22 protein-coding genes are annotated in these 22,108 nt (G+C 67.1%); 13 read left to right on the top strand and 9 right to left on the bottom strand.

Translation table 11 applies throughout. The features are described from left to right. The first annotated feature begins 86 nt into the window (after positions 1-86). Complete coding sequence (gene metK, locus ACX9NE_RS12255; RefSeq protein ID WP_459363449.1) at positions 87-1,298, top strand: methionine adenosyltransferase; 1,212 nt, start codon at positions 87-89, stop codon at positions 1,296-1,298. Positions 1,299-1,374: 76 nt separating this feature from the next. On the opposite strand, the gene ACX9NE_RS12260 is transcribed toward metK, so the two are convergent. The 4 genes from ACX9NE_RS12260 to ACX9NE_RS12275 all read right to left on the bottom strand — a co-directional run bounded on the left by ACX9NE_RS12260 (position 1,375) and on the right by ACX9NE_RS12275 (position 5,894). After that, on the bottom strand, positions 1,375-1,944 hold the full coding sequence (locus ACX9NE_RS12260) for a pyridoxamine 5'-phosphate oxidase family protein (RefSeq protein WP_459363450.1): 570 nt from the start codon (positions 1,942-1,944) through the stop codon (positions 1,375-1,377). A 133-nt stretch (positions 1,945-2,077) separates the two neighbouring features. Next, positions 2,078-3,562 (bottom strand): flavin-containing monooxygenase, encoded by a 1,485-nt coding sequence (locus ACX9NE_RS12265; protein ID WP_459363451.1) that lies wholly within the window; start codon positions 3,560-3,562, stop codon positions 2,078-2,080. A 378-nt stretch (positions 3,563-3,940) separates the two neighbouring features. Then, a complete protein-coding gene (locus tag ACX9NE_RS12270) occupies positions 3,941-4,903 on the bottom strand; it encodes an alpha/beta hydrolase (RefSeq protein WP_459363452.1) in 963 nt (320 codons plus the stop codon). Between the two features lie 25 nt (positions 4,904-4,928). Then, the gene (locus tag ACX9NE_RS12275) at positions 4,929-5,894 is read right to left on the bottom strand and encodes an alpha/beta hydrolase (protein WP_459363453.1); all 966 of its coding nucleotides are present in this window, start codon (positions 5,892-5,894) and stop codon (positions 4,929-4,931) included. On the opposite strand from ACX9NE_RS12275, the gene ACX9NE_RS12280 reads away from it, so the two are divergent. Together ACX9NE_RS12280 and ACX9NE_RS12285 are read left to right on the top strand one after the other, a co-directional pair. Next, positions 5,893-6,618, top strand: a complete 726-nt coding sequence (locus ACX9NE_RS12280; RefSeq protein WP_459363454.1) for a lysoplasmalogenase — start codon at positions 5,893-5,895, stop codon at positions 6,616-6,618. The genes ACX9NE_RS12275 and ACX9NE_RS12280 overlap by 2 nt on opposite strands. A 132-nt stretch (positions 6,619-6,750) precedes the next feature. Beyond that, entirely contained in the window at positions 6,751-8,694 is a 1,944-nt protein-coding gene (locus ACX9NE_RS12285; RefSeq protein WP_459363514.1) for a primosomal protein N', read from the top strand. Positions 8,695-8,699: 5 nt separating this feature from the next. Here the strand turns inward: ACX9NE_RS12285 and ACX9NE_RS12290 are convergent, their stop codons facing one another. After that, on the bottom strand, positions 8,700-9,512 hold the full coding sequence (locus ACX9NE_RS12290; protein WP_459363455.1) for a class I SAM-dependent methyltransferase: 813 nt from the start codon (positions 9,510-9,512) through the stop codon (positions 8,700-8,702). Positions 9,513-9,657: 145 nt separating this feature from the next. Between ACX9NE_RS12290 and ACX9NE_RS12295 the strand changes: the two genes are divergently transcribed. Next, positions 9,658-10,137 carry a MarR family transcriptional regulator gene (locus ACX9NE_RS12295; RefSeq protein WP_459363456.1) on the top strand — a complete coding sequence of 160 codons (480 nt, stop codon included), beginning with the start codon at positions 9,658-9,660 and terminating at the stop codon, positions 10,135-10,137. A 23-nt stretch (positions 10,138-10,160) separates the two neighbouring features. Here the strand turns inward: ACX9NE_RS12295 and ACX9NE_RS12300 are convergent, their stop codons facing one another. Next, positions 10,161-10,985, bottom strand: a complete 825-nt coding sequence (locus tag ACX9NE_RS12300; protein WP_459363457.1) for a class I SAM-dependent methyltransferase — start codon at positions 10,983-10,985, stop codon at positions 10,161-10,163. Between the two features lie 140 nt (positions 10,986-11,125). Here ACX9NE_RS12300 and fmt point away from each other — a divergent pair, with 140 nt between their 5' ends. Genes fmt through ribD form a run of 4 tightly spaced genes read left to right on the top strand, consistent with a single transcriptional unit; the run spans position 11,126 to position 15,204 of the window. Further along, the gene (gene fmt, locus ACX9NE_RS12305; RefSeq protein WP_459363458.1) at positions 11,126-12,058 is read left to right on the top strand and encodes a methionyl-tRNA formyltransferase; all 933 of its coding nucleotides are present in this window, start codon (positions 11,126-11,128) and stop codon (positions 12,056-12,058) included. Continuing rightward, positions 12,055-13,470 (top strand): RsmB/NOP family class I SAM-dependent RNA methyltransferase, encoded by a 1,416-nt coding sequence (locus ACX9NE_RS12310; protein ID WP_459363459.1) that lies wholly within the window; start codon positions 12,055-12,057, stop codon positions 13,468-13,470. The genes fmt and ACX9NE_RS12310 overlap by 4 nt, the downstream gene beginning before the upstream one ends. 4 nt (positions 13,471-13,474) lie before the next feature. Beyond that, entirely contained in the window at positions 13,475-14,176 is a 702-nt protein-coding gene (rpe, locus tag ACX9NE_RS12315) for a ribulose-phosphate 3-epimerase (protein ID WP_459363515.1), read from the top strand. Next, entirely contained in the window at positions 14,173-15,204 is a 1,032-nt protein-coding gene (ribD, locus tag ACX9NE_RS12320) for a bifunctional diaminohydroxyphosphoribosylaminopyrimidine deaminase/5-amino-6-(5-phosphoribosylamino)uracil reductase RibD (protein WP_459363460.1), read from the top strand. Before rpe ends, ribD begins: the two co-directional genes overlap by 4 nt. Here the strand turns inward: ribD and ACX9NE_RS12325 are convergent. Then, positions 15,185-16,816, bottom strand: coding sequence for an MFS transporter (locus ACX9NE_RS12325; RefSeq protein WP_459363516.1), 1,632 nt, complete (start codon positions 16,814-16,816; stop codon positions 15,185-15,187). The genes ribD and ACX9NE_RS12325 overlap by 20 nt on opposite strands. Before the next feature lie 5 nt (positions 16,817-16,821). Beyond that, the gene (locus ACX9NE_RS12330; RefSeq protein WP_459363461.1) at positions 16,822-17,541 is read right to left on the bottom strand and encodes an LppX_LprAFG lipoprotein; all 720 of its coding nucleotides are present in this window, start codon (positions 17,539-17,541) and stop codon (positions 16,822-16,824) included. Between the two features lie 75 nt (positions 17,542-17,616). Here ACX9NE_RS12330 and ACX9NE_RS12335 point away from each other — a divergent pair, with 75 nt between their 5' ends. From ACX9NE_RS12335 to ACX9NE_RS12355, 5 genes are all read left to right on the top strand, one after another. Continuing rightward, on the top strand, positions 17,617-18,219 hold the full coding sequence (locus tag ACX9NE_RS12335; protein ID WP_459363462.1) for a riboflavin synthase: 603 nt from the start codon (positions 17,617-17,619) through the stop codon (positions 18,217-18,219). 223 nt (positions 18,220-18,442) lie between these two features. After that, positions 18,443-19,720, top strand: coding sequence for a bifunctional 3,4-dihydroxy-2-butanone-4-phosphate synthase/GTP cyclohydrolase II (locus tag ACX9NE_RS12340; protein WP_459363463.1), 1,278 nt, complete (start codon positions 18,443-18,445; stop codon positions 19,718-19,720). Positions 19,721-19,884: 164 nt separating this feature from the next. Beyond that, positions 19,885-20,367 (top strand): 6,7-dimethyl-8-ribityllumazine synthase, encoded by a 483-nt coding sequence (gene ribH, locus ACX9NE_RS12345; protein ID WP_459363464.1) that lies wholly within the window; start codon positions 19,885-19,887, stop codon positions 20,365-20,367. Further along, positions 20,364-20,834 (top strand): PH domain-containing protein, encoded by a 471-nt coding sequence (locus ACX9NE_RS12350; RefSeq protein ID WP_459363465.1) that lies wholly within the window; start codon positions 20,364-20,366, stop codon positions 20,832-20,834. The genes ribH and ACX9NE_RS12350 overlap by 4 nt, the downstream gene beginning before the upstream one ends. A 191-nt stretch (positions 20,835-21,025) precedes the next feature. Continuing rightward, entirely contained in the window at positions 21,026-21,490 is a 465-nt protein-coding gene (locus ACX9NE_RS12355; protein ID WP_459363466.1) for a hypothetical protein, read from the top strand. A 238-nt stretch (positions 21,491-21,728) separates the two neighbouring features. On the opposite strand, the gene ACX9NE_RS12360 is transcribed toward ACX9NE_RS12355, so the two are convergent. Further along, positions 21,729-22,046 carry a hypothetical protein gene (locus tag ACX9NE_RS12360; RefSeq protein WP_459363467.1) on the bottom strand — a complete coding sequence of 106 codons (318 nt, stop codon included), beginning with the start codon at positions 22,044-22,046 and terminating at the stop codon, positions 21,729-21,731. Positions 22,047-22,108: the final 62 nt, after the last annotated feature.

The raw sequence follows: 22,108 nt of genomic DNA on the forward strand, positions 1-22,108 counted from the left end.
CGGCAGTGCGGTCAGGTTTGCTAACGGACGAAGAATCATTCGTCTATCTAATAATTGGGCGGGCATGACTGGAAGGACGGACAAGAGTGAGCGAGAAAGGTCGGCTATTTACCAGTGAGTCGGTGACCGAGGGGCATCCAGACAAGATCTGTGACGCGATCAGCGATTCGGTCCTCGATGCGTTGCTGGCGGGCGACCCACGCTCTCGGGTGGCGGTCGAGACGCTGGTGACCACGGGTCAGGTGCACGTGGTGGGTGAGGTGACGACCACGGCGAAGGAGGCGTTCGCCGACATCACCAACACGGTCCGTGCGCGGATTCTCGACATCGGCTACGACTCCTCGGACAAAGGCTTCGACGGCGCGTCCTGCGGGGTCAACATCGGCATCGGCGCTCAGTCGCCGGACATCGCCCAGGGCGTCGACACCGCCCACGAGGCCCGGGTGGAGGGTGCGGCGGATCCATTGGACTCGCAAGGGGCCGGCGATCAGGGACTGATGTTCGGGTATGCGATCAACGACACCCCCGAGTTGATGCCGTTGCCCATCGCGCTGGCCCACCGCCTGTCGCGGCGGCTGACCGAGGTCCGCAAGAACGGCACGCTGCCCTACCTGCGCCCGGACGGCAAGACGCAGGTCACCATCGCCTACGAGGACAACGTGCCGGTGCGGTTGGACACCGTGGTGGTCTCCACCCAGCACGCCGACGGCATCGACCTGGGGAAGACGCTGGACCCCGACATCCGTCAGCATGTGCTCAAGAGCGTGCTGGAGGAGCTGGCCCACGAGACCTTGGACTCGTCCGCTACCCGGGTGTTGGTGAACCCGACGGGCAAGTTCGTGCTGGGCGGTCCGATGGGCGACGCCGGCTTGACCGGGCGCAAGATCATCGTCGACACCTATGGCGGCTGGGCGCGACACGGTGGCGGGGCGTTCTCCGGCAAGGACCCGTCGAAGGTGGACCGTTCAGCCGCGTACGCGATGCGCTGGGTGGCCAAGAACGTCGTTGCCGCCGGGCTCGCGGAGCGGGTGGAAGTCCAAGTGGCTTATGCCATCGGCAAGGCGGCCCCGGTCGGTCTGTTCATCGAGACGTTCGGTACCGAAGCGGTCGACCCGGTGAAGATCGAGAAGATCATCCCGGAGGTGTTCGACCTGCGGCCGGGTGCGATCATTCGCGACCTGAACCTGCTGCGCCCGATCTACGCGCAGACGGCCGCGTACGGCCACTTCGGTCGCACCGACATCGAGTTGCCGTGGGAGCAGCTGGACAAGGTCGACGACCTCAAGCGCGCGATCTAGAGATCCCCTGCGCGAGCAGTCGCAAAGTCGCACACGGCGGGTCCCGCTAACGCGAGTTTGTGTCTGCTCGCGCGGGTTAGGGGAGCGGCGGCAGCGGGTGGTCCGGGTCCAGCCCGGCCAGCCCGTCGATGCTGTGCTGATTGCGGCCGATGGTGCCGGAGTAGGCCTCGAGCGGCTGCTTGCTGTGGTAGTTCTCGAGCACCGGCCGGTCGTCGACGAGCTCGTAGTAGGGCACCGCGAATCCGCACGCGTCGGCGATCCGTTCCACGTCGACGACGATGGCGGCCCGGATTCCGGGACGCAGCTCGCCGAAATGGGCGCGCACCCGCGCGAACTCGTCGTCATCGGGCCGCAGCACCCGCCCGCTGCCGAATAGCCGCAGAATGCGTGAGTTGCGGGTGAACGAGCAGAACATCAGGGTAATGCGGCCGTTATCGCGAAGGTGCGCAATGGTTTCCACACCGCTGCCGAAAAGGTCCAGGTAGGCGACCGTGTGGTCGTCGAGCACCGCGAAGGTGTCGGCGTATCCCTTGGGCGACAGGTTGATTCGACCGCCCCGCGATGGTGCGGTGGCGACGAAGAACATCGCTTGCTCGGCGATGAACTCGCGGAGCGACTCGTCGATATGGGAAAACAGTTTCGCCATGGTCTGAGCCTAGCGGGGGGTGCACCGCGGCCAACCGGTGCACCGCGGCCAACCGGTGCGCCGAAATTGAAACTACGCACACCCCCGCCGGCGTGTCGGGTGCCTGGTGTCAAAGTCGCAGACGGCCACGCGCCTACCCCGTGAACCGGTAGTCTTCCAGATCGAAATGCCTGCTGCGCCAATAGGCTTCGGCTGTGGTGGTGGGCCGCAGCGGGACGTCGCCGTTCTTGTCGAAGTAGTAGCTGTTGGCCAGCCGGCAACTGTCCTGCCAGAAGACCTGACGGTAGCGCCGGCGCATCATCTCGGCGAAGTAGCGGTCATTGGCTTCCTCGGTGACCTCGACCCGCGTCGCACCCTGCGCGCGGGCCCGCTTCAGGCAACGCAGGATGTGGTGTGTCTGAGTTTCGATGAGCGCGAAGTACGACGACCCGACGTAACCGTAGGGCCCGAAGATGGCGAATAAGTTCGGGAAGCCGGGAATGCTGACGCCCTCGTACGCCTGCGCACGGTGCTCGTCCCAGAAGCGACTCAACGACTGCCCGCCGACGCCGGACACCGCGTAGGTCAGCACGTCGTCGGTGTCGAGCACCTTGAAGCCGGTGGCCAATATCAGCACGTCGATGTCGAAATGCGCGCCGTCGCGCGTTGCGACCGACGACGGAGTGATCTTGTCGATCGGCGCTGTGACCAGTTGCACGTTGTCGCGGTTGAAGGTGGACAGGTAGGTGTTGTGGAAGCCCGGCCGTTTGCAACCCACCGCGTAATGCGGAGTGAGTTGCTCACGCACGTCGGGGTCGTCCACCTCTTGGCGCAGGTAGCGCCGGCCCGCCGCGGCCATCCACTTGGCCAGCGGAAATACCTTGAAGTAGTGCGCGGCGATCGGGAAGGTTGCCTCGACGAAGGCCTGGCTGAGTGCCCGTTGCACCGCCTTGCCGCCGGGAATCCGCATCGCCCAACGTGCCGCCGCCGGCAACGGGACGTCGAACTTGGGAAAACACCAGATCGGCGTGCGCTGAAAAACGGTGAGGCGCGAGACAACGGGTGCGATCTCCGGGATGATCTGTACGGCCGAGGCGCCGGTGCCGATGATCGCGACACGCTTGCCGCTCAGGTCCTGGGTGTGGTCCCACCGCGCGGTGTGCATGGTGATGCCGTCGAACGAATCGACGCCGTCGATATCGGGCAAGTTCGGCACCGTCAAGACGCCGCTGGCGCTGATGATGTATCGGGCGGTGATTTCGCCGCCCGGGTCGGTCTGTATTCGCCATAGGGTGTGCTGTTCGTCGAACTCGGCGGCGATCACCTTGGTGCTGAACCGGATTCGCGAGCGGATGCCGTACTTGTCGACGCAGTGCTCGGCGTAGGCCCGCAGCTCATGCCCGGGCGCGTAGGTGCGCGACCAATCGGGGCTCTGCTCGAACGAGAACTGGTAGGAGAAGGACGGGATGTCGACCGCGATACCGGGATAGGTGTTCCAGTACCAGGTGCCGCCGACACCTTCGCCGGCCTCGACGATCAGATAATCGGTGAATCCCGCCTCGTCGAGCTTGATGGCGGCGCCGATGCCGGAGAATCCGGCGCCGACGATCAGGATGTGGTGATCGGGTGCGTCATCCATGGCGTGTTCCTCCGATGACGGTTGCCGCTCTTCGGCTTACTGCTGTCCGTCTCAGCCTACGTTGAGCCAAAGCTGGTCAGCCGAGTGCGCCCGTATTGCCCGATAGAATTCCGCGCCCACAACCCCGTCGGGCTCAACCGCCGCTCCGATGCTGCCGGCCCGGCCCGCCCTTTCCCCCGGGCGGTCGTCGCCGATTTACTGAGCGGCGCCCCCCGTTTTCGCCGGCCCCGCCGGGCCCGCCGGCGCAGAAGATCCGCTCATCCCGCCGGCCCTACGATGGCCGCCTCTGTTGCCCACGACGACGGCACTGCCGCCCACGCCACATTGCCCGAGTCGGCGTATCGCTGAACCAGAGAATAAACTGTCAGGCAACAACTTTCACGAGTACAAGGCTTTCTTCAACGCCGTCAGACCGCGGTTGGTCGCCTGGGCGGCCGCGGGCACCACCAAGCCGAAGCTGACATAGCCGTGCACCATGTTCGGCTCGTTGACCAACTCCACGGGAACGCCTGCAGCGCTAAGCAACTCGGCATACACTGCGCCGTCGTCGCGCAGCGGGTCGTGGTGGGCCGTGCCGATGAAGGCCGGTGGCAGGTCGGTGAGAATACCGTTACCGGGAGCGAGATCAGGCGGCAGCGCGGTGTGGTCGCTGACGTCGATATGCGGGACGTACCAGCTCAGGAAGGCGTCGATGACGTCGTCATCCAGAATGTGCGCGTTGGCGTTCTCGATGAACGACGGCAGCGTCCGGTCGCCGATGCAGGATGGGTACCAAAGCAACTGGAAGATCACCGAAGGTCCGCCGTTGTCGCGGGCCCTTTGGGCCATGATGGCCGAGATGTTGCCGCCGGCCGAATCGCCGGCGACGGCGATGCGGTTCGGGTCACCGCCGAGTTCGGCGGCGTTGTCGCCCACCCATTGCAGTGCCGCCCAGCTGTCGTGGACCCCGGCGGGATGGGGGTGTTCGGGCGCTAGCCGATAATCCACCGACACCACGATGGCGTCGGCGCCGACGGCGTGGGCACGCGCGACGTGGTCATGGGTGTCCAGGTCGCCGAGAGCCCAGCCGCCACCGTGGTAGAAGACGACCACCGGCAGATTCTCCTGCGCTGCGGTGGGTGGCCAGTAAATCCGCACCGGAATATCGGTGCGGTCGCCGTAGCCGACCGTGCGGTCCTCGATACGCAGATCAGGCAGCAACTCCGGAGGCGCCTTCAGTGCGGCGAGTTGGGCGCGGGCAACCTCGACACCGTCGGACGCTTTGAAGGTCAGCGGAACGGCGTCGAGCAGCATCTTGAGCAGCGGATCGATTTCCGGTCGGGCGTTGGTCGGGTCCGTCATGAAACCACCGTACGATTTTGGGCGACTATCCGTGAAGCGCAACGCGCAAAGCGGCCAGACCGCGATCCATCGCCTCGGTGGCGGCGGGAACCACGCCGGCATAACCGACGTAGCCGTGCACCATGGTCACGGCGTTATGCACTTCGGTGGGCACACCGGCACCCGCCAACAGCTCTCCGTACCGGATGCCGTCGTCGCGCAGCGGGTCGTGGCCGGCGACGGCGACGTAGGCCGGCGGCAGCTGCGAGAAATCATCCGCCCGGCCCGGGGCCATGGCGGCCGGCGGGTTCGACGTGTCGACATCGCCTGCGTACCAACGGGAGAACTGGGCGACGGCCTTCGCGTCCAGGATCAGCGCATCGGCATTCTCGGTGAACGAGGGCAGCGAGGAATCCCACATGGTGGAGGGGTACCACAGCAGTTGAAAAGCGATGGCCGGCGCGCCTTCGTCGCGGGCCCGCTGCGCGACCGCCGCAGCGATGGTGCCGCCCGCCGAGTCGCCCGCGACTGCGATCCGGCTGGTGTCGGCGCCCAGCTCGCCGCCGAACTCGGCGACCCATCGCGTTGCGGCCCAGGCGTCCTCGACGGCGGCGGGGTAGGGGTGCTCGGGTGCGAGCCGGTAGTCGACCGACACCACGACGGCCCCCGCGCCGACCGCATGCTGGCGTGCGGTGCCGTCGTGGGTGTCGAGATCGCCCATCACGAAGCCGCCGCCGTGAAAGAACAGCACCACGGGTGCGACGGATTCCGTTGGCGGCCAGTAGATTCTGATGTCGATGGGACCGCCCGGCCCGTCGATCGCCCGGTCTTCGACCCGCAGCTCGGGATTCAGCGCGCGCCGCGGCAGGTCGCGTAGTCGCTGGCGCACAGCATCGATGCCGTCCTCGCTCGATAGCCGAAACGGAACGGCATCCAGTACCTTCAGCAGGATGGGATCGACTCCGGGTTTCTCTTTGCCCCGAAGCAAGGCGGTGTTGTCGAAAGTCGGCATGGAGGTACCGTACGCATCCCGCCTGGTGGTCGGCGGCTGGGTGGCAGCAGGCTGGGCCGGGATCGCCTACGGCATTTATCTGACGGTTATCGCGCTGCGCCTTCCGCCCGGCAGCGAACTCACCGGACACTGGATTCTGCAACCGCCGTTCAAGGCGTCCATGGCGGTACTGCTGGCGGTGGCCGCACTCGGCCACCCCGTCGCCCGCGAGCGGCGCTGGCTGATACCGGCCCTGTTGTTCTCCGCCGGTGGCGACTGGTTGCTGGCGATCCCCTGGTGGACCATGTCCTTCGTGCTCGGCCTGGGTTCGTTCCTGTTGGCGCACATGTGCTTTCTGGGTGCACTGGTGCCCCATGTGGCCCCGTCGCGGCCCCGCATCGCCGCCGCCGGGGTGGTGGTCTTGGCGGCGGTGTCGATGTTGATCTGGCTCTGGCCACACCTGAACACGGGCAGGGAGAATCTGACCGTCCCGGTGATGGTGTACATCACCGTGCTGTCGGCGATGGTGTGCACGGCGCTGCTGGCGCGAATGCCCACCATCTGGACGGCGGTGGGCGCGGTGTGTTTCGCGGCGTCGGATTCGATGATCGCGCTCAGCCGCTTCATCCTGGGCAACGAGGCGCTGGCGGTGCCGATCTGGTGGTCATACGCCGCCGCCGAGATCCTGATCACTGCGGGTTTCTTCTTCGGTCGCACCGACGTCGTCGCCTCCGCCGAGAGTTAGTTGTCGCCAACGGTCAATACGGTGAAACGCACCGTGACAACGACGAGTCCGGCCGGCGACGCATCTGCGGGTTGGGCCGGAGCCACCACGACTCGGACGGCCGAGGTGGAGCCGATCGCCCGGGTGCTGCCGATGCTGTCCGTGCCGCACCTGGACCGCGACTTTGACTATCTGGTGCCACCTGAACAGTCCGACGATGCTCAGCCCGGCGTGCGCGTCCGGGTGCGCTTTCACGGTCGGCTGGTCGACGCATTCGTGCTGGAGCGACGCAACGACACCGACCACCAGGGGAAGCTGGGCTGGCTGGACCGCGTCGTGTCCGCGGAGCCCGTGCTGACCGTTGAGATCCGGCGGCTGGTGGAAGCGGTCGCGGCGCGCTATGCCGGTACCCGGGCGGACGTGCTGCGCCTGGCGGTGCCGGCCCGGCACGCCCGGGTGGAGAAAGAGGCCTTCGCAGTCCCGGCCCTGCCGCTCATCGCGCCGGTGGATCCGTCGGGATGGGAAATCTACGGCCGCGGCGGTCAGTTTCTGGACGCGCTGGCGCAATCGCGCGCCGCCCGCGCGGTATGGCAGGCGCTGCCGGGGGAGCAGTGGGCGGATCGGTTCGCCGAGGCGGCCGCCCAGACCGTTGCGGCTGGTCATTCGGCGCTGGCGATCGTGCCCGACCAGCGTGACCTGGACACCCTGTGGCGGGCGGCCGTCAAGCATGTCGACGAAGCCAGTGTGGTGGCGCTGTCGGCCGGACTTGGGCCGGCCGCACGATATCGCCGATGGCTGGCCGCGTTGCGGGGCAGCGCGCGCGTCGTCATCGGGACACGAAGCACGGTGTTCGCGCCGGTGACCGACCTCGGCCTGGTCATGGTGTGGTCCGACGCCGACGACAGTCTCGCCGAACCGCGGGCGCCCTACCCGCACGCCCGCGAGGTCGCGATGCTGCGGGCGCACCAGGCGCGCTGCGCCGCGCTCATCGGCGGGTACGCCCGCACCGCCGAAGCCCAGGCACTGGTGCGCAGCGGGTGGGCCCATGACGTCGTCGCTTCCCGACCGGTGGTGCGTGTCCGCACGCCTCGGGTTGTTGCCCTCGAGGACAGCGGATATGCGCAGGAACGCGACCCGGCGGCGCGCACCGCGCGCCTGCCCTCGATGGCGCTGCGGGCCGCGCGGACCGCGCTGGAGGCCGCGACGCCGGTGCTGGTCCAGGTGCCGCGGCGGGGGTATGTGCCGTCCCTGGCGTGCGGACGCTGCCGGACGGTCGCCCGGTGCCGGCAGTGCACCGGTCCGTTGTCGCTGCACGACCGGGGCGGCGGTGCGATATGTCGGTGGTGCGGTCGGGTAGACCCGGCGCTGCGCTGCGGTCGCTGCGGGTCCGAGGCCGTACGAGCAGTCGTCGTCGGTGCCCGGCGCACCGCCGAAGAACTCGGCCGGGCATTTCCGGGCACGCCGGTGGTCACCTCCGCGGGTGACGCCGTCGTCGCGGAGGTGCCGGCGCGACCGGCGCTGGTTGTCGCCACCCCCGGTGCCGAACCGTATGCCGTCGGCGGCTACGGCGCCGCGTTGTTGCTGGATACGTGGGCGCTGCTGGGCCGGCAGGACCTGCGGGCGGCCGAGGATGCGTTGTGGCGCTGGATGAGCGCCGCAGCGCTGGTGCGGCCGCGCGGCGAGGGCGGGGTGGTCACCGTGGTCGCCGAATCGTCGCTTCCGACGGTGCAGTCGCTGATCCGGTGGGATCCGGTCGGTCATGCCGATGCCGAGCTGGCGGCGCGCGCCGAAGTTGGTTTGCCACCGGCCGTGCATATCGCCGCCCTGGACGGCACCGCCGAGTCGGTCGCCGCCCTGCTGGATGAGACGCGATTACCCGACCAGGCGGAACTGCTCGGCCCGGTGGATCTGCCCTCGGGCGCTCGTCGCCCGGCAGGCACACCCGCCGACGCCGTGGTGACCAGGATGCTGGTGCGGGTCCCTCGCGAAGACGGCTTGAGGTTGGCGGGCGCGTTGCGCGGCGCGGTCGGGGTGCTCAGCGCCCGGCAGCACCACCAGCCGGTTCGAGTCCAGATCGATCCGCTGCATATCGGCTGACGCCCTCAGCGCTTGCGCGCGGTGAAAATGAGGTATTCCCAGAGCATTACGCCGTCGTCGAGGTACTCGGCGCACAGTTCGGCCAATTCCGCGTCCAGCGCCATGACGCGTGCCCGGTCGCCGGCGACAGCCCGGTAGGCATTGATCACCGGGCCGTAGTGCGCCTTGAAGTAGTCGCGGCATTCGTCGGGGGTGCCGAACCGCTCGACTCGCAGGGCACCGGCCTGGGTGCGGATGTCGGTGACGTGGTCACCGAACAGGAGACAGAGGTATTCCGCGCATCCCCACCAGACCTCGTGGGGCGCTCGGGGCGGCAGGGTGGGCCGCAACGGGCGGACGGCCGACAACAGCCGGCCGTAGAACCCGTCGGGCGTCCAATTGAGCACGCTGACCTTGCCGCCGCGACGGCAGACCCGGGCCAATTCGTCGGCGGTGCGTTGCTGGCGGGGTGCGAACATGGCCCCGATCGTGGAGACCACCGCGTCGAATTCCTCGGCCCGGAAGGGTAGTGCTTCGGCGTTGGCCTCCCGCCACTCGAGCTGGAGCCCCTGCTCGGCGGCGCGCGCCTGGGCGTGCCGGAGCAGTTCGGGGCTCAGGTCGGTGGCCGTCACATGAGCGCCACGCGCGGCCGCCGGAATGGCCAGGTTGCCGGTGCCGGCGGCCACGTCCAGCACCCGGTCTCCGGGACGAAGCCCGGTGGCGGACACCAAGATCTCGCCCAGCGGTGCCAGCACTTCGTCGGCGTAGGTGGCGTAGTCACCGAGTTGCCACATGTCCCGGTGTGTCAGTGCCGGGGCATCGCAGACATGCCTGGTCATCGGATCTCCTGCGGATTCGGCTGGCGGGTCATTTTGCAAAATGGTCCGCCAGCAACTATTTGTAGACGCAACTATGCATGACTTCGAATGTGGAGCGCTGTTACACTTTCCTTGCTCTTACTAGGCACCGGGGAAGGGGGCTTCGATGGCAACAGAGAACGCGACGGAAGAGTCGCTGGACATGATTACCGATTCGTTGCTGACCGCGTCGCGGCTGTTGGTCGGAATTTCAGCCAATTCCATTGCGGCAGTGGATGACACGATTACCATCCCACAATTTCGCACGTTGGTCATCTTGTCCAATCGAGGTCCGGTGAACTTGGCGACGCTGGCGACCCTGTTGGGCGTCCAGCCCTCGGCTACCGGTCGTATGGTCGACCGGCTCGTCAGTGCTGGTTTGATCGACCGTCTGCCGCACCCGACTTCGCGGCGCGAGTTGCTGGCTTCGCTCACCAAGCGCGGCCGAGAGGTGGTCTCGAAGGTCACCGCGAACCGGCGTCGCGAAATCGCCCGCATCGTCGAACGGATGCCGACGGCAGAACGCCACGGGCTGGTTCGTGCGCTCACCGCGTTCACGGCCGCGGGCGGCGAACCCGACGCTCACGTCGATTTCAGCGAGCTGTAAGCGCCGGGCCGCCGCCGTGCGAGTCAGCGCTTTTTCGCGGTGAGCAGCAGGTACTCCCAGTTCATTACGCCGTCTGCCAGGTACTCCTCGGCAAGTTCGATGAGCTGAGTGTCGAGTTCTGCGGCCAGAACCTGATTGTCGCCGATGTTCTCGTAGGCCTCGATCGTCGGACCGTAGTGATTCTTGAAGTACTCGTGAACGGCTTTGGGGGTATCGAACCGGGTCACCTCCAGCAATCCGCGCCCCGTGTCGACGTCAGTGACGCGATCCCCGAGCAGCCCGGTGATGTAGGCCTCGCGCCCCCACAGCGCTGACGGCGGCAGGGCCGACGAAAGGCTGGGCCGGTAGGGTCGGATGGTTGCCAGCATCCGGCCGAAGAAACCTTCGTGCGTCCAGCTGATCAGGCCGATCGTCCCGCCCGGCCGGCACACCCGGACGAGTTCGTTGGCGGCGCACTGGTGATCCGGAGCGAACATCACCCCGATAGCTGAGATCACCACGTCGAAAACGTCGTCGTGGAACGGCAGTGCTTGCGCGTTGGCTTCCTGGTAGCGAATGTTCAGGCGCTCGGTCGACGCGCGTTCCTTGGAGCGCTGCAACAGCTCCGGGGTCAGGTCGGTCGATACGATGTCAGCTCCGGTCCGGGCCGCTGGCAGGGTGATGTTGCCGGAACCAGCGGCGACGTCGAGCACCCGAACGCCGGGTCCGATACCTGCGGCCTCGACAAGCAGGGGACCGAGGGGTGCCATCACCTCTTCGGCCATCAGGGCGTAATCGCCCAGTGCCCACATGGCCGCATGGGTGGCTGCGAGGGTCTGATCTGCGCGAACGGGGGCAGAGGTGGTCATTGATGAACTCCTTCGAGGAGGGGAAGTCGGAGCTGATTACGCTTACGGACACAGTATGCATAGGCAACATTGAAAGTGGCTGTGAATCTGTAGTCCGGCCGTTGGGCGCCTCGCCGCCGGCGGGTTCATAGACTGTGCCGGTGCGCCTCGTCTTCGCCGGCACCCCCGAGCCCGCATTGCCCGCTCTGCGCCGGCTCATCGAATCGCCACGGCATGACGTCGTCGCCGTGCTGACCCGACCCGATGCGGCCTCGGGCCGGCGTGGCAAGCCCGTACCCTCGGCCGTGGCCCGCGAGGCGCTCGACCGCGGCATTCCGGTGCTGCGGCCGGCGCGGCCCAACTCGCCGGAGTTTGTGACCGAGTTGGCCGAACTGGCGCCCGAGTGTTGTGCCGTGGTGGCTTATGGCGCGCTGCTCGGCGACGGCCTGCTGGCGGTGCCCGAGCACGGTTGGGTCAACCTGCACTTCTCCCTCCTGCCGGCCTGGCGGGGCGCCGCACCCGTACAGGCCGCCATCGCCGCCGGGGACGCCATCACCGGTGCTACCACGTTCCAGATCGAGCGGAGCCTGGACTCGGGGCCGGTGTACGGCACAGTCACCGAAACCATCCGGCCCACCGACACCGCCGGTGACCTGCTGCAGCGCCTTGCCGAGTCGGGCGCGGAACTGCTGTCGAGCACGTTGGACGGCATCGCCGATCAGGTGCTGACCCCGCGCCCGCAACCGACCGACGGGGTCAGCCTGGCCCCCAAGGTCACCGTCGAGCAGGCCCGCGTGCGCTGGGACCTGCCGGCGCAAGTGGTCGAGCGCCGGATCCGCGCCGTCACACCCAACCCGGGTGCCTGGACCCTCATCGGTGACACGCGTGTCAAAGTCGGCCCCGTGCAACCTGATTCGGGTGCGTCGCAGTCCTTGGCGCCTGGTGTGATCTATGCCGACCGCAAGAGCGTGTGGGTCGGCACGGCTTCACAACCAGTGCGCCTCGGCCAGATACAGCCCCCAGGCAAGAAGCCGATGAACGCCGCCGACTGGGCGCGCGGCGCCCGGCTCGATCCTGGGACGCTGGCTTCGTGACCCAGGACCGTCCCTACCGCAAACGTCCCGACCGCACATCCCGCAAGCCGCAGAACCGGCCGCGCCGCAAGCCTCTGGACCCGGCACGGCGTGCCGCTTTCGACGCGCTGCGGGCGGTCAGCCAGCGCGACGCTTACGCGAACCTGGTACTGCCGGCGCTGCTGCACGAACGCGGCATCACCGGGCGCGATGCGGCGTTCGCCACCGAGTTGACCTATGGAACATGTCGCAGCCGCGGACTGCTGGACACCGTCATCGGTGCCGCCGCGGGCCGCGCGCCGGACACGATCGACCCGGTGCTGCTTGATCTGCTTCGGCTGGGCGCCTATCAGTTGCTGCGCACCCGGGTGGATGCGCACGCCGCGGTATCCACCACGGTCGACCAGGCCGGAATCGAATTCGACTCGGCGCGAGCAGGATTCGTCAACGGTGTGTTGCGCACCATTGCTGGTCGCGACGAGCAATCCTGGGTAGAGGAGTTGGCGCCGCGCAATGATCCGGTCGGGTACGCGGCGTTCGTGCACGCCCACCCGCGCTGGATCGCCCAGGCCTTCGCCGACGCACTGGGAGCATCGGCCGGCGAGCTGGACGCGGTGCTGGCCAGCGACGACGAACGGCCCCAGGTGCATCTGGCGGCCCGGCCAGGTGTGCTGACGGCCGCCGTGCTCGCCGAGGCGGTACACGGCACGCTCGGGCGGCACTCGCCGTACGCGGTGTACCTGCCTGGCGGCGACCCCGGACGACTGGATGCGGTACGCGAGGGGCGTGCGCTGGTGCAGGACGAGGGCAGCCAGTTGGTGGCCCGGGCGCTGACGCTGGCTCCGGTCGACGGCGACACGGGGCGTTGGCTGGACCTCTGCGCCGGCCCCGGTGGCAAGACCGCGCTGCTGGGCGCCCTCGGCGCACCATCGGGTGCGCGGGTGACCGCGGTGGAAGTGTCGCAGCACCGGGCGGGCCTGGTTGAGGAGAACACCCGCGGGTTGCCCGTCGAGGTGCTGCGGGCGGACGGTCGGGCGACCGGGCTGGAACCGGGTTTCGACCGCGTTCTGGTGGATGTGCCCTGCACCGGGCTGGGCGCGCTGCGCCGCCGGCCCGAGGCGCGCTGGCGGCGGCAGCCGTCCGACGTGCCCGCGCTGGCCCGGCTGCAGCGCGAACTGCTGGCGGCAGCGATCTCGCTGACCCGGCCCGGCGGAGTGGTGCTGTACGCGACCTGTTCGCCGCACCTCGCCGAAACGATGGGGGTGGTCGCCGACGCGCTACGCCGCCATCCGGTTGAGGCGCTGGACACCCGGCCGCTGTTCCAGCCGGTGCACGAGGGCTTAGGTGACGGGCCCTACGTGCAGCTGTGGCCGCACCGGCACGGCACCGACGCGATGTTCGCGGCTGCCCTGCGCCGTCTGCCGGAGGATTAGTAGTCTGTCGCACATGCCTGGTACGGGGGGTCCGCTGATAGCGCCGTCGATCCTGGCGGCCGACTTCGCCCGTCTCGCGGACGAAGCGGCCGCCGTGCACGGCGCCGACTGGCTGCACGTCGACGTGATGGACGGGCACTTCGTGCCGAATCTGACGATCGGTCTGCCGGTGGTGGAGAGTTTGCTGGCAGCTACCAGCATCCCGATGGACTGCCATCTGATGATCGAGGATCCCGACCGCTGGGCGCCGCCGTACGCCGAGGCCGGCGCTTACAACGTCACCTTCCACGCCGAGGCCACCGATAACCCGGTCGGCGTGGCCCGCGATATCCGCGCCGCCGGGGCCCGGGCCGGAATCAGCGTCAAGCCCGGTACCCAGCTGGAGCCGTACCTGGAAATCCTGCCGCAGTTCGACACCCTGCTGATCATGTCCGTCGAACCCGGCTTCGGTGGTCAGAGCTTCATCCCGGAGGTGCTGAGTAAGGTGCGTACGGTCCGTAAGCTGATCGATGCGGGGGAGTTGACCATCCTGGTCGAGATCGACGGCGGCATCAACGAGGAGACCATCGAGCAGGCCGCCGAGGCCGGTGTCGATTGCTTCGTCGCCGGATCCTCGGTCTACGGCGCGCAGGATCCGGCCGCCGCGGTCGAAGCGCTGCGCCGGCAGGCGGCTGCGGCGTCACACCACCGGGTGCGTAACGCGTGACCGGCCCGAACGTCCCTGAACAGGTCAAGAGTATCGAGGAGGCCATGCGTCTCGCGATCGAGCATTCCTATCAGGTAAAGGGCACCACCTATCCGAACCCGCCGGTCGGCGCTGTGATCGTGGACCAGGAGGGCCGGGTGGTCGGGGTGGGCGCCACGCAGCCAGCGGGCGGCGACCATGCCGAGGTCATCGCGTTGCGCCGGGCCGGCGGCCTGGCCGCGGGCGGTATCGCGGTGATCACGATGGAGCCGTGCAATCACTACGGAAAAACACCGCCGTGCGTGAACGCACTCATCGAGGCCAGGGTGGGGACGGTGATCTTTGCGATCAACGACCCCAACGGGATCGCCGGCGGCGGCGCCGGCCGGCTCACGGCCGCGGGATTGCAGGTGCGGTCGGGCATCATGGCCGACCAGGTGGCTGCCGGTCCGTTGCGGGAGTGGCTGCACAAGCAGCGCACCGGCTTTCCGCATGTGACCTGGAAGTACGCGACCAGCATCGACGGACGCAGCGCCGCCGCCGACGGATCCAGTCAGTGGATCTCCAGCGAAGCCGCTCGCGCCGACCTGCATCGTCGTCGCGCCATCGCGGACGCGATCGTGGTCGGCACCGGCACCGTCCTCGCCGACGATCCGGTGCTGACGGCACGTCTGCCGGACGGTTCGCTCGCCGCGCAGCAGCCGCTGCGCGTGGTGGTGGGCAAACGCGATATTCCGCCGGAGGCCAAAGTGCTCAACGACGATTCGCGCACCATGGTGATTCGCACTCATGAACCCGTCGAGGTGCTGCGGGCGCTGGCCGACCGCACCGACGTGTTGTTGGAAGGCGGCCCCACCCTGGCGGGCGCTTTCCTGCGGGCCGGGGCGATCAACCGCATCCTGGCCTACGTCGCACCGATCCTGCTGGGAGGACCGGTGACAGCCGTCGACGACGTCGGGGTGTCGAGCATCGCGCACGCGTTGCGCTGGCAATTCGATGCCGTCGAGCAGGTCGGACCGGACCTTTTGCTCAGCCTGGTGGCTCGCTGACAGGTTGCGGAACGGGCAGGGGTTCGGTGGCCGGCCGCTCCGCGACTGCCTGCTCATCGGCGTGCTCGTTGCGGCCACCGATCAACAATCCGAGCAGCGCGCCCACCACGCAGATCACCACGGTGACCTTGAAGATGTCGCCGTACATCAGGGCGAATGCCTGCAAGTACTGGTGTCCCTGAATGGTGACGCGTTCCAGCGTGCTGGCATCGGGCGGGATGGACGCGGTGAGGCCCGCCAGGATCTGGTTGAACCGATAGAGCCCCCATGCGCTCAGCGCCGCCACTCCGATCAACATGCCGGTCATGCGGGCGACCACCACCGCGGCCGAGGCGATGCCGTGCTGGGCCGCGGGCACCACCCGCAGCGCCGCCGAGGACAACGGGCCGATCACCAGACCGAGCCCTATCCCCGCGATCAGCAGATCCGTGTGCACCGCGGGCAGCGTGAACAAACCGAAGATGTCATGCCTGCGCTCGAGCAGGTCGCCGCGCCAGTACGAAATCAGCCAGTACCCGCCGCCTGCGATCAGCATCCCGACGAAAGCCACTACCCGGTCGCCGGCGCGCGTGGCGATCCACCCACCTAGCACCGCACCGACGGGCAGGGCGATCAAGAACCACAACAGCAGGCCGGCTGCACGGTTCTGGTCCATCTGCAGCACACCCTGACCGAACAACTCGACATTCACCAGCGTCACCATCAGCGCGGCGCCGGCGCACACCGAGGTGCCCAGAGCCGAGAGGAACGGACGAAAATGCACACCCGCCGGTTCGATGAGCCGGGTGCGCGCGAAACGCTCCCAGGTGAAGAACGCCGCCGCCGCAACCACCGCCGCGATCACCAGGGGCAACCCATAACTCGGCAGTACCTGCTTGCCGTCGGGGTTGGGGTTATACAACCCGATGACCGCCAGACCCAACGCGAGTGCCAGCAGCAGTCCGCCGGTGATGTCGATCTTCTCCGGTGCGGCACTGCGATCGTGTGACGGCAGGCTGAAGTGGATCATCACCATGGCGATCAGGGTGAGCGGGACATTGATCCAGAACACGTGTCGCCAGTCGTGGAACAACCACACGATGAAGATGCCGTACAACGGACCCAGCACGCTGCCCAATTCTTGCGCGGCACCGATGCCGCCCAGGACGCCGGCGCGGTTGCGCTGCGACCACAGATCGGCACCCAACGCCAGCGTGACCGGCAGCAGAGCGCCGCTGGCGATGCCCTGAATGGTGCGGCCGGCTATCAGCACATGGAAGGCCCTGTTCGGATCCGGCGACAGCAGAATGTAGTCACCGGCTTCGATGGTCCAGTTACCGATCTGCACCGACAGCGCGGTCACCACCGAGCCGATGATGAACATGAGCAGACTCGCCTGTAACACAAACTTGCGACCGAAGCGGTCGGATGCCCGGCCCAGCAGCGGCATCGCGGCGATATAGCCCAGCAGGTACATGGTCACGATCCAGGTGATCCGCTGCAGCTGGTTCACCGGGATGCCGACACTGCTCATGATGTCGCGCATGATCGTGACCACGACGTAGGTGTCGAGAGCACCGAGCAGCACCGCGAGGCTGCCCGCACTGATTGCGATTCGGCGTCCTTCCTGCATGGCCATCAGCTCAGCGCGGGCTTGGTGACCTGGACCTGCTGGCCCCAGTTGGACAGGGTCATCTGCACCGAGTTGCCGGTGCCGCGCTCCAATTTGGCCTGCGCAAGCTGGTGATCACCGCTTTCCTGAATCCAAATAGTCGCGGGCACCGGGTCGGACGCGCTGAACGGTGGCGCGATTGCGTTCACCGCCTGGGCGCTGACCTTTCCGCTGATCCGGATGGTGCTCTGGCCGTTGATGTTGTCGCGTCCTTCAGCCTTGGCGTCGGTGAAGTTGGCCAGCACGTTCGCCAGGCCTTTGTCCGTGCTCAGGATCTGCGAAGGGTCGTAAACGTCCGACGCCTTGCCGAAATCGCTCCACTTGTTCGGGGTGAGCGTGGCGTACAGGATGCCGTCGACCACCACGAAGTCCGCATCGATGTCCGAGCCGGCGAACGTCAGCTTGACGTTGCCTTTGGCGGCAGTGGGTTCGGTGTTGAGGTCGCCGGTCAGGGTCTTGACGGAGAAGCCCGGGATCTTGCCGGTCACCGTCAGCACGATGTGTGCGCTCTTGACGTTCTTGGTGGCTTCGGTCGCCTGGGTCACCAACGTCTGGGTGGCTTTTGCGTCCGGAAGTGGGCCGCCGCTGTCCTTCTTTTTGATCGAGCACCCTGCGATGAGCGTGATCGCGACGCTCAACGCAGCGAGGACAGCCAAAAGTCGGCGGGTTTTTTGCATACCCTGCATCGTAGAGGGTGCCCATGACCGGCCTTGGTGACCCGGCGGGTGCATCGACACGCAAGTACTCATTAACCTGGTGCGATGTTCACCGGAATTGTCGAGGAACTCGGAGAGGTCACCGGCCGGGATGCGCTGGCCGACGCCGCACGGCTGATCATCCGGGGTCCGACGGTCACTTCCGACGCCGGCCATGGGGACTCGATCGCCGTCAACGGCGTATGCCTGACGGTAGTGGACATCCTGGCGGACGGTCAGTTCAGCGCCGATGTGATGGCCGAGACGCTGGACCGATCCAACCTGGGTGACCTCAGGCCCGGCAGCCGGGTGAATCTGGAGCGCGCCGCGGCGCTCAACAGCCGCCTGGGCGGGCACATCGTGCAGGGCCACGTCGACGGCACCGGGGTGATCGTTTCCCGCACCCCATCGGAGCATTGGGAAGTGGTGCGGGTAGAGATGCCCGCCGCGGTGGCGCGCTACGTGGTCGAGAAGGGCTCGATCACCGTGGACGGGATTTCGCTGACTGTTTCCGGCTTAGGCGACGGACCCAGCGCCTGGTTCGAGGTCTCGCTGATCCCTACCACCCGGGAGCTCACCACGCTGGGTTCCGCGCCGGTCGGCACCCAGGTGAATCTTGAAGTGGACGTGATCGCCAAGTACGTGGAGCGGCTGCTCCAGGCGCGCTAGGGCATTGGGGCACGGCGCCGTTACGGCGGAACTCATCTCTGCCGCCGATCCAACCGGCGGTCCCTGTGAATCGTCTGTGACAACGATGCCAGTGTGCCCACAATTTCCACGCACCCCCCTGGGCGGGGGTTTGCCATGCGATCCTTCCGCTCAGCAAATACAGGCATAACGAGACCCCCGCGGTAGTTCATACTGGGATCAACTTCTAGCGAGTGAGGAACCGATGACGAGGTTGGATTCCGTCGAACGGGCGGTCGCCGACATTGCGGAGGGCAAGGCCGTCGTTGTCATCGATGACGAAGACCGCGAGAACGAAGGCGACCTGATATTCGCCGCCGAGAAGGCGACCCCCGAGCTGGTCGCCTTCATGGTGCGCTACACCTCCGGTTATCTGTGTGTCCCGCTGGACGGCGAGATCTGCGACCGGTTGGGCCTGCTGCCGATGTATGCGGTGAACCAGGACAAGCACGGCACCGCCTACACCGTCACCGTTGATGCCAGAATCGGAGTCGGAACCGGTATCTCGGCCTCAGACCGGGCAACCACGATGCGGCTGCTGGCGGAGCCGAAAAGCGTCGCCGCGGATTTCACCCGCCCCGGCCACGTTGTTCCGTTGCGCGCCAAGGACGGCGGAGTTTTGCGGCGGCCCGGGCATACCGAGGCCGCGGTCGACCTAGCGCGAATGGCCGGGTTGCAACCGGCAGGGGCGATCTGTGAGATCGTCAGCCAAAAAGACGAGGGCTCTATGGCCCAGACCGACGAGTTGCGGGTATTCGCCGACGAACACGGGCTCGCGATGATCACTATCGCGGACTTGATCGAGTGGCGCCGCAAGCACGAGAAGCACATCGAACGCATCGCCGAGGCCCGGATCCCCACCCGGCACGGGGAGTTCCGCGCGATCGGATACTCCAGCATCTATGAGGACGTCGAACACGTCGCGCTGGTCCGCGGCGACATCGCCGGTCCCGGCGGTGAAGGCGACGATGTGCTGGTGCGGGTGCACTCGGAGTGTCTGACCGGTGACGTGTTCGGGTCGCGTCGCTGCGACTGCGGGCCTCAGCTGGACGCCGCGATGGCGATGGTGGCCCGCGAGGGACGCGGGGTGGTGCTGTACATGCGCGGACACGAGGGTCGGGGCATCGGGTTGATGCACAAATTGCAGGCCTATCAGCTTCAGGACGCCGGTGAAGACACCGTGGACGCCAACCTCAAACTCGGATTGCCAGCTGATGCAAGGGATTACGGCATCGGTGCGCAGATTCTCGTTGACCTCGGTGTGCGCTCGATGCGGTTGCTGACCAACAATCCGGCTAAACGTGTCGGCCTGGACGGGTATGGATTGCACATCATCGAACGGGTGCCGTTGCCGGTGCGCGCAAACGCGGAGAACATTCGCTACCTGATGACCAAGCGCGACAAAATGGGCCATGACCTGGCCGGTCTGGACGACTTCCACGAATCCGTACACCTGCCAGGCGAATTCGGTGGCGCCTTGTGAGCGGTGGCGCCGGTGACGATGCAGTGCGCAGCACTGAGAAGGAGCGGCGCAAATGAGCGGTGGCGCCGGTGACGACGCAGTGCGCAGCACTGAGAAGGAGCGGCGCAAATGAGCGGTGGCGCCGGTGACGATGCAGTGCGCAGGGCTGAGAGGGAGCGGCGCAAATGAGCGGTGGCGCCGGTGTACCGGACATCCCGGTGGTGGACGCGTCCGGGGTGCGACTGGCTATCGTCGCCAGCACCTGGCACGACAAGATCTGCGACGCCCTGCTGGCCGGGGCCCGCAAGGTGGCAACCGCCTCCGGGATCGACGAGCCGACGGTGGTGCGCGTGCTGGGCGCGATCGAGATCCCGGTCATCGCGCAGGAACTGGCCCGCAACCACGACGCCGTCGTCGCACTCGGTGTGGTAATCCGCGGGGAGACACCGCATTTCGACTATGTCTGTGACGCGGTGACCCAGGGCCTGACCCGAGTCTCGTTGGACGCGTCCACCCCGGTGGCCAACGGGGTGCTGACCACCAACACCGAGGCGCAGGCGCTGGACCGCGCCGGCCTTCCGTCGTCTGCCGAGGACAAGGGCGCGCAGGCGGCCGCGGCGGCCCTGACCACCGCGCTGACCTTGCGCGACCTCCGTGCTCAATCGTGACCGCGGGACCTGAGCGCGACGAGTGGGACCTGGTGTGCCGTCCGCACCTGACTCCGTTATTCGCTTACGTCGCAGCATTTCTGATCTTGGCAGCCCATATCGCCGTCGGGCTGGTGCTGAAAACGGGGTCTACCGGCGTGGTATTCCAGACTGCCGATCAGGTGGCGATGGTGGTGCTGGGCGTGATCCTGGCGGGTCTGGCGCTGTTGTTCACCCGACCGCGGCTGCGCGTGGGTGCCGCCGGGCTTTCGGTACGAAATCTATTGGGCGATAAATTAATAGCGTGGTCCGACGTGGTGGGTGTGTCCTTTCCGCTGGGCAGCCGTTGGGCCCGGGTTGACCTGCCCGACGACGAGTACGTTCCGGTGATGGCGATTCAGGCCGTAGACAAGGAACGCGCGGTAAAGGCCATGGACGACGTGCGTCGCCAGCTCGCCGCCTATCGGCCGGATCTGCGCGCCCGCTGATGGCAGGCGGTGGGCGAACCTGGTTGGTGGTCATGTTCTGTCTCACTGCGATGCTCTCGGCGGGCTGCACCTGGTCGGTCGACGGGCACGCAGTGCGAGCGAGAGGCCAATCAGCTCACTCGGCTTCAGCGCGCGAACTACTGCTACGCGATGGGGATGACCCCCCGTGGGGGCCGGCGCGCGCGGCTCCGTTGGGCGACGACTACTTCACCAGCGTCCGGCCGAAGGAATGCGCTGCGGCAATGCTCTTCCGGGGATCGCCGCTGCGGCCCTCAGATGCCGCGGACTATGTCGAGTCGGCCTACACTTTCGGCAATCAGGCCATGTATGCCGAATCGGTCAGCGTGTACGACTACCAACTGCGCCCCTACGGTGTGGCCTGGAAGGCGTTCAGCGACGTCTCCGACTGCCGGGGCGATGCGGTCGGTGAAAGCCCGCGCGGGGATTTCGAGCCCATGCATGTCACCGAGTTCGATGCGCCGCGCGACAACGTGATGACCTGGAGCATGGGTCGTTTGGACTGGACCTGCAGTTACGGCGTGGCCGCCCTGCGGAAGGTGGTCCTGATGATCGCGGCGTGCAACGCCGCGCCCGACTTCCCTATGGCGGAGTGGGCTGCAAGACGCAAGGCAGAGGTGGACACCCGCACGGCCTAGCGATTGCCACCATCGGCCGAGACATTCAGCCGAAAAGTTGCCGCACTACTTTCACCTGGAAGGTGCATTCCGCTGGAAGCTAGAGTCCTGAGTGGATCTGATTATTATGCAGCGCAGGCGCTTTCGGTAATTCGACACCTTGTCTGCGGTCAGTCGAGCGGGTGTTGCTCGGACTGACGCATGAATGAGCTGGCGATCGCAGTTCACCATCATGTCAAATGCGAATCGACGGAGGTGATCAGCCCTGCGTCCCGTTCTTTCCGTGCGCTCCATTGGGACCGTCCGGTCCATTACCGGTGCTTCTCTGGGCGCCAGCACCCCCTGCCCCGCCTTTTCCGCCGCTGCCGCCGTCACCCCCATACCCGCCGCCGGCAGCATATGCGCCGCTACCGGGATGCCCGCCGGCCCCGCCGTCACCACCATCGCCACCTTGACCGCCGGCACCGCCCATGCCGCCGGATACCGGATCCATTGCTACCGGCGTGGCCGAACCACCCGCCTGCGCCGCCGGCACCACCGGCCGCGCCCGTCCCGCCGCCACCGCCGGCACCGCCACTGTCGGACCGCCGAACCGCCCGGCGCAACAGATCTGCGGCCTTTCGAAGTCGTCTTCCGCCG

This window comes from Mycobacterium sp. ML4 (assembly GCF_054515735.1).